Origin of the sequence: Sphingomonas sp. SORGH_AS_0789 (assembly GCF_031453055.1) — a bacterium.
Classification (GTDB): domain Bacteria; phylum Pseudomonadota; class Alphaproteobacteria; order Sphingomonadales; family Sphingomonadaceae; genus Sphingomonas.
Genome location: NZ_JAVIYV010000001.1, coordinates 33,346 through 48,561, shown reverse-complemented (window position 1 = coordinate 48,561; position 15,216 = coordinate 33,346). Strand labels below are relative to the sequence as shown.

At 68.3% G+C, this 15,216-nt stretch carries 15 protein-coding genes; 7 read left to right on the top strand and 8 right to left on the bottom strand.

Annotated elements, in window-relative coordinates:
• Positions 1-214: 214 nt before the first annotated feature.
• The 6 genes from QE360_RS00225 (at position 215) to QE360_RS00200 (ending at position 5,869) form a co-directional block, all read left to right on the top strand.
• On the top strand, positions 215-2,377 hold the full coding sequence (locus QE360_RS00225) for a TonB-dependent siderophore receptor (RefSeq protein ID WP_309698353.1): 2,163 nt from the start codon (positions 215-217) through the stop codon (positions 2,375-2,377).
• Positions 2,371-3,201, top strand: a complete 831-nt coding sequence (locus QE360_RS00220) for an alpha/beta hydrolase-fold protein (protein ID WP_309698350.1) — start codon at positions 2,371-2,373, stop codon at positions 3,199-3,201. The genes QE360_RS00225 and QE360_RS00220 overlap by 7 nt, the downstream gene beginning before the upstream one ends.
• Positions 3,198-3,473 (top strand): hypothetical protein, encoded by a 276-nt coding sequence (locus QE360_RS00215; RefSeq protein WP_309698349.1) that lies wholly within the window; start codon positions 3,198-3,200, stop codon positions 3,471-3,473. Before QE360_RS00220 ends, QE360_RS00215 begins: the two co-directional genes overlap by 4 nt.
• Positions 3,470-3,766, top strand: a complete 297-nt coding sequence (locus QE360_RS00210) for a hypothetical protein (RefSeq protein ID WP_307104233.1) — start codon at positions 3,470-3,472, stop codon at positions 3,764-3,766. Before QE360_RS00215 ends, QE360_RS00210 begins: the two co-directional genes overlap by 4 nt.
• 6 nt (positions 3,767-3,772) lie before the next feature.
• Positions 3,773-5,371 carry a PepSY-associated TM helix domain-containing protein gene (locus tag QE360_RS00205; protein WP_309698347.1) on the top strand — a complete coding sequence of 533 codons (1,599 nt, stop codon included), beginning with the start codon at positions 3,773-3,775 and terminating at the stop codon, positions 5,369-5,371.
• A 69-nt stretch (positions 5,372-5,440) separates the two neighbouring features.
• A complete protein-coding gene (locus tag QE360_RS00200) occupies positions 5,441-5,869 on the top strand; it encodes a hypothetical protein (protein WP_309698345.1) in 429 nt (142 codons plus the stop codon).
• A gap of 50 nt (positions 5,870-5,919) precedes the next feature.
• On the opposite strand, the gene QE360_RS00195 is transcribed toward QE360_RS00200, so the two are convergent.
• The 8 genes from QE360_RS00195 to adh form a co-directional block, all read right to left on the bottom strand.
• A complete protein-coding gene (locus QE360_RS00195) occupies positions 5,920-7,086 on the bottom strand; it encodes a GTP-binding protein (protein ID WP_309698343.1) in 1,167 nt (388 codons plus the stop codon).
• On the bottom strand, positions 7,079-7,219 hold the full coding sequence (locus tag QE360_RS00190; protein ID WP_309698340.1) for a hypothetical protein: 141 nt from the start codon (positions 7,217-7,219) through the stop codon (positions 7,079-7,081). The genes QE360_RS00195 and QE360_RS00190 overlap by 8 nt, the downstream gene beginning before the upstream one ends.
• Positions 7,220-7,229: 10 nt before the next feature.
• Positions 7,230-7,793 (bottom strand): superoxide dismutase[Cu-Zn], encoded by a 564-nt coding sequence (gene sodC, locus QE360_RS00185; protein WP_309698339.1) that lies wholly within the window; start codon positions 7,791-7,793, stop codon positions 7,230-7,232.
• A complete protein-coding gene (locus QE360_RS00180; RefSeq protein ID WP_309698337.1) occupies positions 7,790-9,037 on the bottom strand; it encodes a GTP-binding protein in 1,248 nt (415 codons plus the stop codon). The genes sodC and QE360_RS00180 overlap by 4 nt, the downstream gene beginning before the upstream one ends.
• A 176-nt stretch (positions 9,038-9,213) precedes the next feature.
• Positions 9,214-9,726 (bottom strand): GNAT family N-acetyltransferase, encoded by a 513-nt coding sequence (locus QE360_RS00175; protein WP_309698335.1) that lies wholly within the window; start codon positions 9,724-9,726, stop codon positions 9,214-9,216.
• A gap of 50 nt (positions 9,727-9,776) precedes the next feature.
• The gene (locus QE360_RS00170) at positions 9,777-11,291 is read right to left on the bottom strand and encodes an acetyl-CoA hydrolase/transferase family protein (RefSeq protein WP_309694043.1); all 1,515 of its coding nucleotides are present in this window, start codon (positions 11,289-11,291) and stop codon (positions 9,777-9,779) included.
• A 50-nt stretch (positions 11,292-11,341) separates the two neighbouring features.
• Complete coding sequence (locus tag QE360_RS00165; RefSeq protein ID WP_309694046.1) at positions 11,342-12,376, bottom strand: zinc-dependent alcohol dehydrogenase; 1,035 nt, start codon at positions 12,374-12,376, stop codon at positions 11,342-11,344.
• An 86-nt stretch (positions 12,377-12,462) separates the two neighbouring features.
• On the bottom strand, positions 12,463-13,974 hold the full coding sequence (gene adh / locus QE360_RS00160; protein ID WP_309698333.1) for an aldehyde dehydrogenase: 1,512 nt from the start codon (positions 13,972-13,974) through the stop codon (positions 12,463-12,465).
• Between the two features lie 186 nt (positions 13,975-14,160).
• Here adh and QE360_RS00155 point away from each other — a divergent pair, with 186 nt between their 5' ends.
• A complete protein-coding gene (locus QE360_RS00155; protein WP_309698331.1) occupies positions 14,161-15,198 on the top strand; it encodes a GAF domain-containing protein in 1,038 nt (345 codons plus the stop codon).
• The last annotated feature ends 18 nt before the right edge of the window (positions 15,199-15,216 follow it).

The following is a 15,216-nucleotide window of genomic DNA, read 5'->3' as shown; positions in this document are numbered from 1 at the left end:
TGCTCTCGCAAAGACCAAGTCTGCGCAACCCTCTCCCCTCTACGAGGGGCGAGGGAAGGAAGGCGTCGCCCTTTGCCGGATGTGGCCGATATTCCTCAAACATTACAACATCCTGTCTATATGAGATTGACTCTCATTAGCTGACGCTATTAGACGCTCCCAAATTATCACGGAAGCGCCGTCAGGGCGGCGCGTACCAAGGGGCGGGAGACGTATGAGAATCTGTTTGGGTATCGGGTTGCTGCTGTCGGCGGCGACCTCGGCCGAGGCGGCCCAGGATAACAAGGGCGATGCGCTTCGCGATACCGACATCGTCGTGACCGCCACGGGGCAGACCCAGGCGACGTCGGGCACCAAGACCGCGACGCGCCTGATCGAAGTGCCGCAATCCATCTCGGTCATCACGCGCGAGGAACTCGACGTCCGCGCGGTGCACAGCGTGACCGAGGCGCTGGCCTATACCGCCGGGGTCCAGGCCGAGCAGGACGGCATCGACAGCCGCGCCGACAGCTTCTCGGTGCGCGGCTTTTCGGCGGGCAGCTTCAGCGACAATCTGTTCCTCGACGGCATCCGGTTGCCCGCGGGCGGTCAATGGACGCGCACCGCCTTCGATCCCTTCGCGCTCCAGCAGATCGAGGTGCTGAAGGGCCCCTCGGCGGTGCTGTTCGGCCAGGTGGCGCCGGGCGGTATCGTCAATCTGGTGACGAAGCGGCCTACCGCGACCCCGCGCGGCGAGATCATGTTGCAGGGGGCCGGGTTCACCAGCCTCGGCAAGTGGCAGTATCAGGGCGCGGCGGACGTGTCGGGGCCGCTGACCGCCGATGGCACGGTCACCGCACGGCTGGTCGGCTTGGCGCGTTACGGCGATGCCCAGATCGATTCGATCAAGACGGGCCGCTATTACATCGCGCCCAGCCTGACCTGGGCGCCCGATGCGGCGACCAGCGTCACGCTGATGGCGCAATATCAGCGCGACGAGGGCGGATCGACCTTCCAGTTCCTGCCCGATATCGGATCGCGCCAGCCGGGCGCGGGCGGACGTCATATCCGGCTGGACGCGTTTCTGGGCGAGCCGCAGTTCAACACCTATGACCGCAACCAATATCTGCTCGGCTACGAGCTGCGGCATGCCTTTTCCGATCGCTTCGAGCTGCGGCAAAATGGTCGCTACACCCGGGTCGAGACGCTGTTCGAGGGGACGGTGCTGCGCGGCGGCACCCTGTCCAACGGCAAGACGATCAACCGGCGCGCGGTGCGCGGCGTCGGCCATTCCGACGGCTATGGCCTCGATACCAAGCTGGAGGGGCGCATCGACACCGGGCGGCTGGCGCACCGGGTGCTGCTGGGCGTCGACATGCTCGACACCGAATGGCGGCACCTGCGTGACCTGTCGACCGACGTTCCGGCGATGCCCGACATCTTCAACCCCGTGTCGCAAGGGGTGGGGCGGATCCTCTCGACGCTCCGGCCGCAGGTCCATCTGAACGCGCGCCTGGAACAGGTCGGCGCCTATGGCCAGGATCAGCTCTCGCTTGGCCAGCTGCATGTCACCCTGGGCGCGCGCTACGACTGGGCCAAGAACCATCAGGTCAACGAACTGGCGACCGGCGCCACCGATCCGGTGACGGTGACCAAGGCCGACAAGATGACGTGGCGCGCGGGCGCGACCTGGATCTCGCCGAGCGGCGTGGCGCCCTATGCCAGCTACTCGACCTCGTTCCAGCCGACGACCGGGCAATATTTCGACGGCACGCCGTTTAAGCCGACGACCGGCGACCAATATGAGGTCGGCGTGAAATACCAGCCGCAGGGCAGCAACGCGCTGATCACCGCCGCGATGTACCAGCTGACCCAGAACAACCTCGCCAGCCCCGACCCGGACGAAAGCCATGTCTGCGCGGGCACGACCTGTCAGGTGCAGACCGGCCAGGGTCGCATCCGTGGCGTCGAGCTGGAGGGCAAGGCGACGCTGATCGGCGGCCTGAGCCTGATCGCGACCGGCACCTATATGGACAGCGAGATCACGCGCGGGGCAAAGGGGCAGCAGGGCAACCGGCTGACCCAGGTGCCCGACTGGATGGGGTCGCTGTTCGCCGATTATCGCTTTGCCGAGGGCGGGGCGCTGGGCGGCGTCGGCCTGGGCGGCGGGGTGCGCTATGTCGGCGTGTCCTATGGCGATACCGCCAACGCCTATCGCGTGCCGGGCTATACGCTGTACGACCTGTTCCTGCGCAAGGCCTTTGCCAGCGGCATCATCCTGTCGGTCAATGCGCGCAACCTGACCAACCGGCGCTATGTCGCCCTGTGCTCGGCGGCATCGGCCTGTTTCTACGGGTCGGGACGCACGCTGAACCTGCGGCTGCAATACCGGTGGTAAGCGCGTGGCTGGCGGGCCTGCTTGCGCTGGCATCGCCGGTTGCGGCGGCGATGCCGGAGCCGCCCGCAGGACCGCCCTATACGCTGCCGCGCAGCGTCGAGCGGGTCGTCCATGCGCCGGACGGAGAGGCGTATCGCCTCTTCGTAGCCTGGCCGGAGGCGCCGCCGCCGCCCTCCGGCTATCCGGTGCTCTATGTGCTGGACGGCGAGGATAATTTCGCGATCGCGGCGCTGACCGCGCGTCGGCTGGCCGGGGCGGGCGCGCGCAGCGGCGTGGGGGAGGGCATCGTCGTCGGGATCGCGGCGGGCTCGCTCCAGCGCCGCGCCCGCGACTATACCCCCGCCACGCCCGGCTGGACGATCCCCGCGAACAGCCCTGGCAGTGGATGGCCGACCGGCGGGGCCGAGGCGTTTCTCGACCTCGTCGAGCGACAGGTGCAGCCGTTCGTCCGCCAGCATTGGCGGGTCGATCGATCGCGCGAGACGCTGCTCGGCCACAGGTTCGGCGGCCTGCTCGCGCTGCATGCCGCGCTGACCCGTCCGGCGATGTTCGGCGGCGTCGTCGCGGTCAGCCCGTCGCTCTGGTTCGGCAACGGCCTGATCGCGCGCGAGGCCGCGACCGCCGGGGCCTCGCACCCTCGCATCCTGATCGCGGAGGGCGACGCGGCCGCGGCCCCTCCCGCCGAGCTGGCGCGGTCGTTCGATCGGGGCGGCGGTGCGGACCATGCCCGCTTCCTGCCGCTGCCGGGCCAGACGCACGGAACGACGATGCTGGCGGCGATGGCACCGGCGATCCGCTTCGCCTTTGCACGGGCCGCGCCGTGATCGCGGCCTGGTGCGCCGCCTTCGCCATGATCGGCGGAGCTCTATGCCTTTATGTGGGCACGCCGCATCAGGCCCTGATCGCCGGTGGCGGGGCGCGGCGGTCCGGTCGGATCGCCGGGATCGTGCTGCTGGCGGTCGCGCTGGTGCTGCTGATGACCGTGCAGGGTCCGGCGACCGCCGTCTTCACCGGGATGACGGGGGCGATGCTGGTCTGGAGCATCGTCCCGGTGGCGGTCCGCTGGTGGCGCTTCCGGCGGGAGGCGGCGCGATGAGCCGTCCGCTTCTCACCAGCCGCGACTGGTTCGGCAAGGTATCGGCCGCCGCCCTGCTGGGGCTGACGCTGGCCCTGGCGCTCACCTGTCTGTTCGCCGCGCTGTTCTCGACGGACGATGGCCCGTTCAGCGCGCAGAAACAGCTCGCCATGTGGCTGGTGTCGCCGATCTGGTGCCTGGTGCTGGGCCTATGTTTCCTGTTCCGCAGCGGCGCGCGCGCATGGGGCTGGCTGGCGCTCGCCAATCTGATGGCCTGGGCGGCCTATATCGCCGCGCGCCTGCTTCTGGGGTGATCGCCGATGCGCACCGATATTCTGAAGACCTATAAGGATGTGCATAGCTGGGTCGGCATCATCGCCGGGCTGGCGCTGTTCATCGCCTTTTATGCCGGCGCGATCACGATGTTCGCCGAGCCGCTGAACCGATGGGCCTCCGCCCCCGCCAGCATCGCGCCGCCGCCGTCGCTGGATCGCACGCCCGAGCTGATCGCCAAGGTGCTGCGCGCGCGGCCCGATGCGCGGGCCGCCTATACCGTCCATTTCGACACCGGCCCCGACATGCCCGCACGGCTGAGCTGGACCACCGGCAACCGCCGCGCGCCGGGCCCGACCTTCCTCGCCGCGCTGACCCCGGAGGGCGCGTTGCAGGTGGTCCGGCAGGACGCCTCGCCGGTCGCGGAGCTGGTCGACGTGCTGCACCAGCAGGTCGGCCTGCCGCTTGATCGCAGGACGGCGATGCCGATCATGGGGCTGGTCTCGCTGCTTTACGCCGTCGCGATCGTCTCGGGCGTCATCTGCCTGCTGCCCAGCCTGGCCAAGGACCTGTTCGCGCTGCGCTTCGGCAAGAATATCAAGCGGATGTGGCTCGACCTTCACAATCTTCTGGGGCTGTTCAGCCTGCCCTTCCATATCGTCATGGCCATCACCGCCGTCATCTTCGCGTTTCACGACCAGATCTATGCCGCCCAGGGCGCGGTGTATCGGGTCGGCGCGGCGAGGGTCGAGCGGCGAGCCCCGCCGCCGCCTGGCCCACCGGAGCCGCCCGCGCTCGAGGCGGTGCAGGGCACCTTGTCGCCCGTCGAACTGCAACGGCGGATCGCGGCACAGGCGCCCGGCTTCGCGCTACGCTCGATCACCTATCGCCATGATGCCAAGGGGGGCGGCCAGGGCGATCTCACGGGCGTCGACCAACGCTATGGCATGCGCGCGCCCACCTATGGCCGGGCGGAGATCGACACCCGCACCGGTGCGATTACCGAGGCGGATTATATGCCGGGGCGGCAGGGGCCGTGGTTCGCGGCGGTCACCTCCTTCTTCGCGCTGCATTTCGGCAGCTTCGGCGGCGCGCCGGTGCGCTGGTCCTATTTCCTGCTGGGTCTTGCCGGTGCCTTCCTGTTCTACTCGGGCAATCTGCTGTGGATCGAGAGCCGCCGCCGCAAGGAGCGCAAGGCGGCTATGGTGGAGCAGACGCGCGCGACCCGCATCCTCGGCAGCCTGACCGTGGGCGTGCCGCTGGGCTGCGTCGCCGGAATCTCGCTGACGATCGCCGCCGCCAAGTGGCTGCCCGCCGACCGCGCCGATATCGGCGCATGGCATGGGCGCATCTATTATCTGGTGTTCGTCGCGGCGGTCGCCTGGGCGCTGATCCGCGGTGCGGCGCGCAGCGGGTCGGAGTTGTTGTGGGCCGCCGCCGGGGCGACCGCCGCCATTCCGCTGACCACGCTCCTGTCCCCCATATTCGCACAGGGTTGGAGCCATCCCGGTGCGAGCCAGTTGGTCGACGGGGTCGCGACCCTGGGAGCGATGGGCTTTGCCGTCATGGCGCGTGCCGCCCGGCGGCGTGCGGTGGCGTGGCCCCGCGACAGCGTCTGGGCCGCACCGCGCATCGCCACGACATGACTCTTTGTTGATAATGACTATCAAATGCTATAATGACGGAGTCCCAGTAAGGCGTCGAAGGAAACCGGCATGAGCCCATGTCCGAAGCGAGCGGAAAGCCTCATGAACCCGCCAGCGCCGATGGGCGCGGCCCCCGATGCCGCCGGGCTATTGACGGCCGCCGCGCGCTGCTGGCGCTATGCGCGCGACGGGGGCAGGCCGGTGCAACAGGCGTTGCACCGCATGCTGGCCCCGCATCGCTGCGAGATGCTGGCGCCGGTGTTCGACAGCTATCTGACCTTGTGCGAGGCCGCGCTCGGCCGTTGCATCGATGTGGGGGAGTGCGCGCGGTCGGCCGACGAATGCCTGCTGCTCGGGCTGCTCGACGGATCGATGCGCCGCCGCGCCTGTATCGACTGCAACAAGGGCGCGGCCAGCGCGCTCGACTGCGCCATCTGTTCGACGCGCATCATGCTGGCGATGACGCTGGGCGCGCCGCGAGGATATGGGCTTCAGTGACCGTCGCACCCTGGCCGCCCAAGACGATCGGGGCGGCAGGGGAGGGCGGGCTATGGAACGCCGAGCAGGCCGGAGGCGGGAACATCCTCGACCAGGCCCTGCAACCCGAAACAGTCCAGCCCCAGCGTCATCAGCGCCAGCGTGCCGCGCAGTTCGTCGGCGCTGACATCGCGGGTGATGAACACCAGCCGGGTGCGCCGGTCGTCGGACGGCCACGCTTCCAGCACCACCGGCGGGTGGAAGACATGCTGCACGCCGTGGATCACCACCGGGTTCGGCTCGTCCTCCAGATTGACGATGCCCTTGATGCGCAGGATGTCCGGTCCCTTGAACATGGCCAGGACATCGAGCCAGCGCTCGAACGCATGCGCCTTCAACGGTTCGTCGAAGGTCAGGCAGGTGGCGCGGATGCGATCGTCATGCCGGTTCACGTCATGATGATGGTCATGGTCGTGATGGTGGTGATCGTGCCCGTGATGATGATGGTCGTGGCCATGATGGTGCGGATCGTCATAGGCTTCGGCCGCCAGCCAGCGGCGGACATCGTTGGTCTTGGTCTCGGGATTGTAGAGACCGGCATCGAAGAGCATGTCCGGCGATACCGCGCCGTTGACCGCGACGATCAGCGGCGCGGCGGGGTTCAGCGCGCGCAGCCGCCCGGTCAGGACCTGCTGGTCCTGCGGAGAGGCGAGGTCGGTCTTGGTCAGGAGGATACGGTCGGCGACGGCGGCCTGCTTCACCGCCTCTTCCTGCGCGTCGAGCGTCGCCATGCCGTTGACCGCATCGACCGTCGCGATCACGCCGTCGAGCCGGTAGAGCGTGCGCAGCCGATGATCGGTCATCAGCGTGTGGAGGATCGGCGCGGGGTCGGCGAGGCCCGTGGTCTCGATCACCACCCGGTCGAACCAGCACAGGCCGTCGCGGGCGAAGCGCCAGGGCGCATCGCGCAGGGTGCGCGCAAGGTCGCCCCGGACGGTGCAGCACAGGCAGCCACCGATCATCTCGACCACCAGATCGTCATTCGACCGGGCGATGAGATCATGGTCGAGGCTGACCGCGCCGAACTCGTTGATGATGACCAGCGCGCGGCTCATCTGCGGCGCGCGCACCAACTGGTTGAGCAGGGTCGTCTTGCCGCTGCCCAGAAAGCCGGTCAGCACCGAAACGGGGATCAGCGACTCGGGACCGGAGAATAGCGCCGGATGCGACTCAGCCATGGGCGGTCCATCCCCGCCGAGCGAGGGCGCCGGAAAATGGCGCGATTGCCGGAGTGCGGGCCTTGCAGATCATGTCTTCATCCTTGTCGGGGGTGAACGGGTCGGACTTCGCGTCGTCGTGGAAGAGCGTCATGCGGAACGGCTCAGCGAAGGACGGCGCAGGCGATGCGCGCGCCTGCGCCGCCAATGGGCTGGGTCCGATAATCGTCCGGCTCGGCGTGGATGACGAGCGCGGCGCCGTCGGCATCGTTCAGCGCGGGGCGTCCGCCCGCGCCGGTCATCGATACCAGCGTGGAGTGCAGCTCGACGGTGGCGCTGCCGTCCGCCCGGACGAACAGGTTGGGCAGGTCGCCCGCGTCATTGGCGCCCGGCACCAGGAAACCGTGCACGACCGGCTTGGCGGCATGGACATGGCCGCCCGCCGAGGTGAAGCCCGCGCTGGAACAATCGCCCTTCTCGTGGAAGTGCATGCCGTGCCATCCCGGCGGCAAGCCGGTCGCCTCGATCCGCAGGAGCACGCCCGACGCCGTATCCCGCACGCTGACGCTGCCATGGCGCGTGCCGTCGGCGGCGAGGATCGGGCTCGCCTGGGGTTCGGTCGCCGCCACCGGGGCGGTCAGCGTCAGCATGAGCGGCAGGGCGCAGGCCAGCGAGGCGCGGAAGGGTAGGCGCGAAAGCACGTGCGCGGCGGTCGCGATCCGGCTCATTCGGCCATTTCCAGCGCGCGCTCGCCCCAGGCCGGGAAAGGATCGCGCAGGCCCATCCACAGGTCGGGCGTAAACGCCTTGACCGGCAACAGGCAGGCGTCGAGCCGGGCGCGGATCCGCGCCTCGTCCATGCCGATGCCGATAAAGACCAGTTCCTGCCGCCGATCGCCCCAGATCTCGTTCCAATGGCCCGCGACGAAACGCTCGAAACGGTCGTCGTCGGGCCACTGGTTCCGCGGGATGCTGGCCCACCAGCGGCCCAGGCGCGCGGTCATCGTCTGCGCGCCCGCGACCGCCAGTTCGCCGACCCAGTCGGGCCGCGTCGCCAGCCAGAAATGCCCCTTGGCCCGCACGACATGGTCCAGTCCGCCATCGGTCAGGAAGCCATGGAACTTCACCGGATCGAACGGCGCGTGCGCGCGGTAGACGAAGCTCTCAATGCCATATTCCTCGGTTTCGGGGACATGGCTGGCATAGCCATACAGCTCCTTCGCCCAGAGCGGATGCTGCGCGGCCTTTTCCTCGTCGAACAGGCCGGTGTCGAGAATGGCATCCAGCGGAACGCGCGCCTGGTCGCAGGCGATGATCCGGGCATCGGCATTCAGGCTGGCGACCAGCTTCTTGACGGTGGCGAGCTGTTCGGCGGACACCGACGACGCCTTGTTGACCACCACCACATCGGCGAACTCGATCTGTTCGACCAGCAGGCCGACCAGGCTGCGCGTGTCCTCCTCGCCCAGCGACTCGCCCCGATCGGCGAGGAAATCCTGGCTCGAATAATCCTTCAGCAGGTTGATGGCGTCGACCACCGTCACCATCGTGTCGAGCCGCGCGACATCGCCCAGCGACTGCCCCGCCTCATCGCGGAAGGAGAAGGTGGAGGCGACCGGCAAGGGCTCCGAGATGCCGGTGCTCTCGATCACCAGATGGTCGAACCGCCCGGCCTCGGCCAGCGCGCGCACCTCCTGCAACAGGTCGTCGCGCAGCGTGCAGCAGATGCAGCCATTGGTCATCTCGACCAGCGTCTCCTCGCTGCGCGACAGGGTGGCATCGCCGCCGCGCACCAGATCGGCGTCGATATTCACCTCGGACATGTCGTTGACGATCACCGCCACCCGCCGCCCTTCGCGATTGGCCAGGATATGGTTGAGCAGCGTGGTCTTGCCCGCCCCCAGAAAGCCCGACAGGACGGTCACCGGCAGGCGGGCCTGCCCGGTCTCGACGATCGAAAATGCGCTGTTCATACCAAGCTCTCATCATTGATATGATGTATCATTACGTCATCGAGGCGTGGCAAGTCAAAGCGTTTGACCCGGGCAGCCGTCGCATGGGTGGCGATCGGCCTGCCGACAGGAGGGGGAGGGCGGGTAGGTCCGCCCGCGGATCGCCGCCCCTGACGGGCGATCCGCGGGCCGTTCGGTCAGGGGATGGTGCGCTTCAGTCGGATCAGCATGGGGTCGCCCTCGACCGGATGGGGCTCGAAACCCATTTCGCGTTCCAGCGTGATGGCGGACCGGTTGTCGCGATCCTCCAGCGCCTCGATCGTGCGATATCCCTTCTGCCTGGCATGGCCGACCAGATGGTCGAGCAGCGTCCAGCCGATGCCCTGCGCCTTTCGGTCATGCCGGATCGCGATCGCCGCCTCGGCCGATTTGGTCGCGTCGTCGCCCACCAGCATCGCGGCCGCGAGCACCGACCCGTCATCGGCCAGGGCGATCAGGCTGGTGCTGGCGGCATCGTTGGCGCGGATCATGCCGGTCAACCGCTCGTGACTGACCTGCCGCACGCTGGTCAGGAAGCGGAAGCGCAAATCCTCGGGCGAGACGCGCGCGAAGAATTCGGCCAGCGCGGCCTCGTCCTCCTCGCGCGTGGGACGAACGTGCAGCCGCACGCCATGGCGAGTGACGAGCAACTCGGTATCCGCGATCATCATCCTGTCCTCCTGACTGGGTGCCATCATGGTCGGGGCGACCTTCGACATGGTCAAGATGGCCGCATCGTTCCCGTTTCCATGAAACGACGATGCCAGGACAACGCCTCGGCGGGCAGCGAGGGTGCATGAAGGCCATAGGAACCGCCCTCGGCCCGCAGCGCATAGTCGGCGAGCAGGGGGCGGTAATCGGGATGCGCGCAGCGTTCGATTACCGCCCGCGCCCGCTGGCGGGGCGACAGGCCGCGCAGGTCGGCGAGCCCCTGTTCGGTCACGATCACCTGCACGTCCTGCATGATGTGATCGACATGCGCCGCCTGCGGCACGATCGCGGAGATCTTGCCGCCCTTGGCGGTCGAGGGGGTCATGAAGATCGAGACATAGGCGTTGCGCGCGAAATCGCCCGATCCGCCGATGCCGTTCTGGATGCGCGATCCCATGACCAGCGTCGAGTTGACGTTGCCATAGATGTCCGCCTCGATCAGGCCGTTCATCGCGATGCACCCCAGGCGGCGCACCAGTTCGGGATGGTTGCTGATCTCCTGCGGGCGCAGGATCATGCGGTCGCGATAGCCCGCCATGTTCGCGTTCAGCCGCGCCGCCGCCTGCGGGCTGAGCGAAAAGGCGGTGGCGGAGGCCATGCGCAGCTTGCCGGCGTCCAGCAGGTCAAGCATCCCGTCCTGGATCACCTCGGTATAGGCGGTCATCGGTTCGAAGGGCGTGTCGATCAGCCCCGACAGCACGGCATTGGCGATGTTGCCCACCCCCGACTGGATCGGCAGAAGGGCAGGGGGCAGGCGCCCGCGCGACACCTCATGGGCGAGGAACTCGATGATATGCCCGGCAATGGCGCGCGCGGTATCGTCGGGCGCGGCGAAGGGCAGGTTGCGGTCGGGCGCGTCCGTCTCGACCACGGCGACGATCTTGTCGGGATCGCAGGCCAGATAGGGCGTGCCGATGCGGTCGTCGGGCCGCACCAGCGGGATCGGCACGCGGTCGGGCGGCAGGCGGGTGCCGTAATAGATGTCGTGCATCCCCTCCAGCGCCGCGTCCTGCCAGCGATTGACCTCCAGGATGACGCGCTTGGCCCGGTCGGCCCAGGTCTTGTTGTTGCCGACCGAGGAGGAGGGGATCAGCGAGCCGTCCGCGCGGATGCCCGACACCTCGATGATCGCGGTGTCGAGCGTGCCCAGCACCCCCTCCCACGCCATCGGCGCGACCTGGCTGAGATGCATGTCGAGATAGTCGATCTCGCCGCGATTGATCTTCTCGCGCGCGACCGGATCGCCGCTATAGGGCAGGCGCTGCGCGATGCCGTCGACCGCCGCCAGCGCGCCGTCCAGTTCGGGTCCGGTCGAGGCGCCGGTCCACAGGTTGACGCGGAACGGCCGCCCCTCGGCATGCTCCGCCGCCATCCGCCGCGCCAGCGCCTGCGGCACGGCCTTGGGATAGCCCGATCCGGTGAAGCCGCTCGTCGCCACCGTCTCGCCGGGGCGGATCAGGGCGGCGGCGCTATCGGCATCGGTGATACGCGAACGAAGGGTCGGGCAGGCGATACGATCGGTCATTGTCACTCCCAAAGCGGCGGGCGGCGCCGAAACCGCCGCCCGCCCTGATGTCAGGCGGCGAGGTCGAGGACGATGCGGCCCTCGATCTGCCCTTGGCGCATCCGGTCGAACACGTGATTGACCTCGGTTAGCGGCGCGGTGGAAACCGTCGCCCTGACCTTGCCGTCTGCCGCGAAGTCCAGCGACTCCTGAAGGTCGAGCCGGGTTCCGACGATCGACCCGCGCACGGTGATGCCGTTCAGCACCAGACCGAAGATGTTGAGCGGGAAGTCGCCGGGCGGCAGGCCGTTGAGCGCCACCGTGCCGCCGCGCGCCATCATGCCCACGGCCTGCGCGAACGCCTTTTCGCTGACTGCGGTGACGAGCGCACCCTGCGCCCCGCCGCCGGTCTCGCGCCTGATCGCCGCCGCCGGGTCCGCCTCCGTCCGCGCATTGACCGTGACCTTCGCGCCCAAGCGGCGGGCCAGGTCCAGCTTGGCATCGTCGACATCGACCGCCGCGACGTTCAGCCCCATCGCGACGGCATATTGCACCGCCATATGGCCCAGGCCGCCGATGCCGGAGATGACGACCGTGTCGCCCGGCTTGGTGTCGGTCATCTTCAGCCCCTTATACACCGTCACCCCGGCGCAGAGCACCGGCGCGATCTCGGTAAAGCCGATATTGGCGGGCAGGTGGCCGACGAAATTGGGGTCGGCGATGACATAATCGGCGAAACCGCCATTGACCGAATAGCCGGTGTTGAGCTGGCTTTCGCACAGCGTTTCCCACCCGCCCAGGCAATGCACGCAGTGGCCGCAGGCGGTGTAGAGCCAGGGGACGCCGACCCGGTCGCCTTCCTTGATGTGCTTGACGCCCTTGCCGACCGCCGAGACATAGCCGACGCCCTCATGCCCCGGAATGAAGGGCGGGTTGGGCTTGACCGGCCAGTCGCCCTCGGCCGCGTGCAGATCGGTGTGACAGACGCCCGACGCCTGGATCGCGACCTGGATCATGCCGTCGCCGACCTCGGGGACGGGGACTTCATCGATGCTGAGCGGTTCGCCGAACGCACGGACGACCGCCGCCTTCATCGTCTTCGCCATGGTGTTTCTCCTGTCGAATGAGGATAGGCCGGGGATGGGCGCGGCGGCCGATCCCCGCCTTGATCACGGTCAAAAGAAGCCTGGGGTCAAAAGAAGCCGAGCTTCTTGGCCGAGTAGCTGACCAGCAGGTTCTTGGTCTGCTGATAATGGTCGAGCATCATCCGGTGCGTCTCGCGCCCGATACCCGAGCGCTTATAGCCGCCGAACGCCGCATGGGCGGGATAGGCGTGATAGCAGTTGGTCCACACCCGCCCCGCCTGGATCGCGCGGCCCATGCGATAGGCGCGGGTGCCATCGCGCGTCCACACGCCCGCGCCCAGGCCATAGAGCGTGTCGTTGGCGATGCGCAGCGCCTCCTCATCGTCCCTGAAGGTCGCGACCGACACGACGGGGCCGAAAATCTCCTCCTGGAACACGCGCATCCGGTTGTTGCCGCTCAGCACCGTCGGCTTGACATAATAGCCCTCCAGCCCCTCGGGCCGGTTGCGCGTGCCGCCGGTCAGCACCTTCGCGCCCTCGTCGCGGCCGATGTCGAGATAGCCGAGGATCTTGTCCATCTGCTCCTGCGACGCCTGCGCGCCGACCATGGTGGCGGGGTCGAGCGGATCGCCCTGGATCATCGCCTCGACCCGCGCGACCGCCTTTTCCATGAAGCGGTCATAGATGGATTCGTGGACCAGCGCGCGGCTGGGGCAGGTGCAGACCTCGCCCTGGTTGAGCGCGAACATGGCGAAGCCCTCGATCGCCTTGTCCAGATAATCGTCATCCTCGGCCGCGACGTCGCCGAAGAAGATATTGGGGCTCTTGCCGCCCAGCTCCAGCGTCACCGGGATCAGGTTTTCCGACGCATAGGACATGATGAGCTGCCCGGTCGTCGTCTCGCCGGTAAAGGCGATCTTGGCGATGCGCGGGTTCTGCGCCAGCGGCTTGCCCGCCTCGACGCCATATCCGTTGACGATGTTGAGCACGCCGTCGGGCAGCAGGTCGGCGATCAGTTCGGCCAGCACCATGATCGACGCCGGGGTCTGCTCGGCGGGTTTCAGCACCACGCAATTGCCCGCCGCCAGCGCGGGCGCCAGCTTCCAACAGGCCATCAGCAGCGGGAAGTTCCACGGGATGATCTGCCCGACGACGCCCAGCGGCTCGTGGAAATGATAGGCGACCGTGTCGTGGTCGATCTCCGAAATCCCGCCTTCCTGCGCGCGGATACAGCCCGCGAAATAGCGGAAATGGTCGATGGCCAGCGGCAGGTCGGCGGCGGTCGTCTCGCGGATCGGCTTGCCATTGTCCCAGGTCTCGACGGTGGCGAGACGGCCGAGATTCTCCTCCATCCGGTCGGCGATGCGGTGAAGGATCAGCGCCCGCTCGGCGACGCTGGTGCGGCCCCAGCTGTCCTTGGCCTTGTGCGCGGCGTCGAGCGCGAGTTCGATATCGGCCGCCTGGCTGCGCGCGACCTGGCAGATGACCTGTCCGTCGATCGGCGATCGGTTGTCGAACCAGCGTCCGTCGACCGGATCGACCCAGCGCCCGCCGATGAAATTGGCATAGCGTTCCTTGAACGGCGCGGTGCGGGCCCTGATGCTTTCCTGGATCGTCATGAAACCTCTCCTTGGTCTGTTATGGTGCCAAGGCTCTGCCTGTGCGGCGCGCGGGGCAAGCCGATCCGCGACGAGATGCGCGGTGCCGATGGACTTTCCGTCGGCAAGGCGTAGCATGTGTCGCACGGCGCGACGCGAAAGCCGCGCCGGTGTCGCACTTTGCGACAGTCGGAGAAGGATGCGGCGATGGACGGCGCCGGGATAGAACAGGGCCGGCGAGCCTATTTCGACGAGGGGCAGCTGCCGCTCGAAAGCGTGCGCCAGCCGGTGTTGCGCTCCTGGCTGCGCTGTACCGACATGGGGCTGGCCCAGGGGCGGCTGCGCGACGGCGGGCCGCTGACCGAGGGCGAACTCCATGCGCTGCGCCAGCGTCGCGAGTCGCTGCGTCGCCTCTGCCGCCCCGAACTGGAGATGCTGGCGGGCGAGGCGCGCGACACGGGCAGCGTCGTGATCCTGGCGGATGCCGACGGCATGATCCTCGACACCATCGGCGACACCGGCTTCCTGTCGCGGGCGGCGCAGGTGGCGCTGCGGCCCGGCGTGTCCTGGACCGAGGCGAGCACCGGCACCAATGCGATCGGCACCGCCATCGCCGAGCGTCGTCCGATCGCGGTGCATGGCGGCGAGCATTTCTTCGCCGAACATGCGGTGCTGAGCTGCGCCGCGACGCCGATCCTCGATCCGCGCGGCGCGATCGTCGGGGCGCTCGACATTTCGGGTCCTTCGGTCAGCGGGCACGGGCATGCGCTGGGGCTGATCCGCCTGGCGGTCGACCAGATCGAGCACCGGCTGTTCCGCACCGGCTTTGCGGATTGCCGCGTGCTGCGCATGCACGACGATGCGGCGATGCTGGGCACGGCGCGAGAGGGGATATTGGTGTTTCGCGACGACCGGCTCGTCGCGGCCAACCGGCGCGGCCTCTCGCTGGTCGGGCGTAGCTGGGAGGCGCTGGACGACACCGCGCTCGCCGAGCTGGTCGACATGCGCAGCCAGGCGACGAAGGGGCAGCTGCGCCTGGCCAATGGCGCGACGCTGATCGGCGGTTGGGATGCGGAGGCGCGAAGCGGCGGCATCGAGCTGTCGGTCGCGCGTCCTCTGGCGGATGACCGGGCGGAGGCGATCGACGCGGCGCTGGCGGCCCATGGCGGCAATGTCTCGGCGGCGGCGCGGCAACTGGGCGTCCACCGCAGCACGATCCACCGGCATCTCGCCCGCCAGCGTTGAAGGGGCCGGGCGCCCGTA

Coding starts and splice junctions, on each gene's coding strand:
- QE360_RS00225 (WP_309698353.1), top strand. CDS start 215: ATGAGAATCTGTTTGGGTATCGGGTTGCTGCTGTCGGCGGCGACCTCG.
- QE360_RS00210 (WP_307104233.1), top strand. CDS start 3,470: ATGAGCCGTCCGCTTCTCACCAGCCGCGACTGGTTCGGCAAGGTATCG.
- QE360_RS00205 (WP_309698347.1), top strand. CDS start 3,773: ATGCGCACCGATATTCTGAAGACCTATAAGGATGTGCATAGCTGGGTC.
- QE360_RS00200 (WP_309698345.1), top strand. CDS start 5,441: ATGAGCCCATGTCCGAAGCGAGCGGAAAGCCTCATGAACCCGCCAGCG.
- QE360_RS00195 (WP_309698343.1), bottom strand. CDS start 7,086: ATGGCTGAGTCGCATCCGGCGCTATTCTCCGGTCCCGAGTCGCTGATC.
- QE360_RS00190 (WP_309698340.1), bottom strand. CDS start 7,219: ATGACGCTCTTCCACGACGACGCGAAGTCCGACCCGTTCACCCCCGAC.
- sodC (WP_309698339.1), bottom strand. CDS start 7,793: ATGAGCCGGATCGCGACCGCCGCGCACGTGCTTTCGCGCCTACCCTTC.
- QE360_RS00180 (WP_309698337.1), bottom strand. CDS start 9,037: ATGAACAGCGCATTTTCGATCGTCGAGACCGGGCAGGCCCGCCTGCCG.
- QE360_RS00175 (WP_309698335.1), bottom strand. CDS start 9,726: ATGATGATCGCGGATACCGAGTTGCTCGTCACTCGCCATGGCGTGCGG.
- QE360_RS00170 (WP_309694043.1), bottom strand. CDS start 11,291: ATGACCGATCGTATCGCCTGCCCGACCCTTCGTTCGCGTATCACCGAT.
- QE360_RS00165 (WP_309694046.1), bottom strand. CDS start 12,376: ATGGCGAAGACGATGAAGGCGGCGGTCGTCCGTGCGTTCGGCGAACCG.
- adh (WP_309698333.1), bottom strand. CDS start 13,974: ATGACGATCCAGGAAAGCATCAGGGCCCGCACCGCGCCGTTCAAGGAA.
- QE360_RS00155 (WP_309698331.1), top strand. CDS start 14,161: ATGGACGGCGCCGGGATAGAACAGGGCCGGCGAGCCTATTTCGACGAG.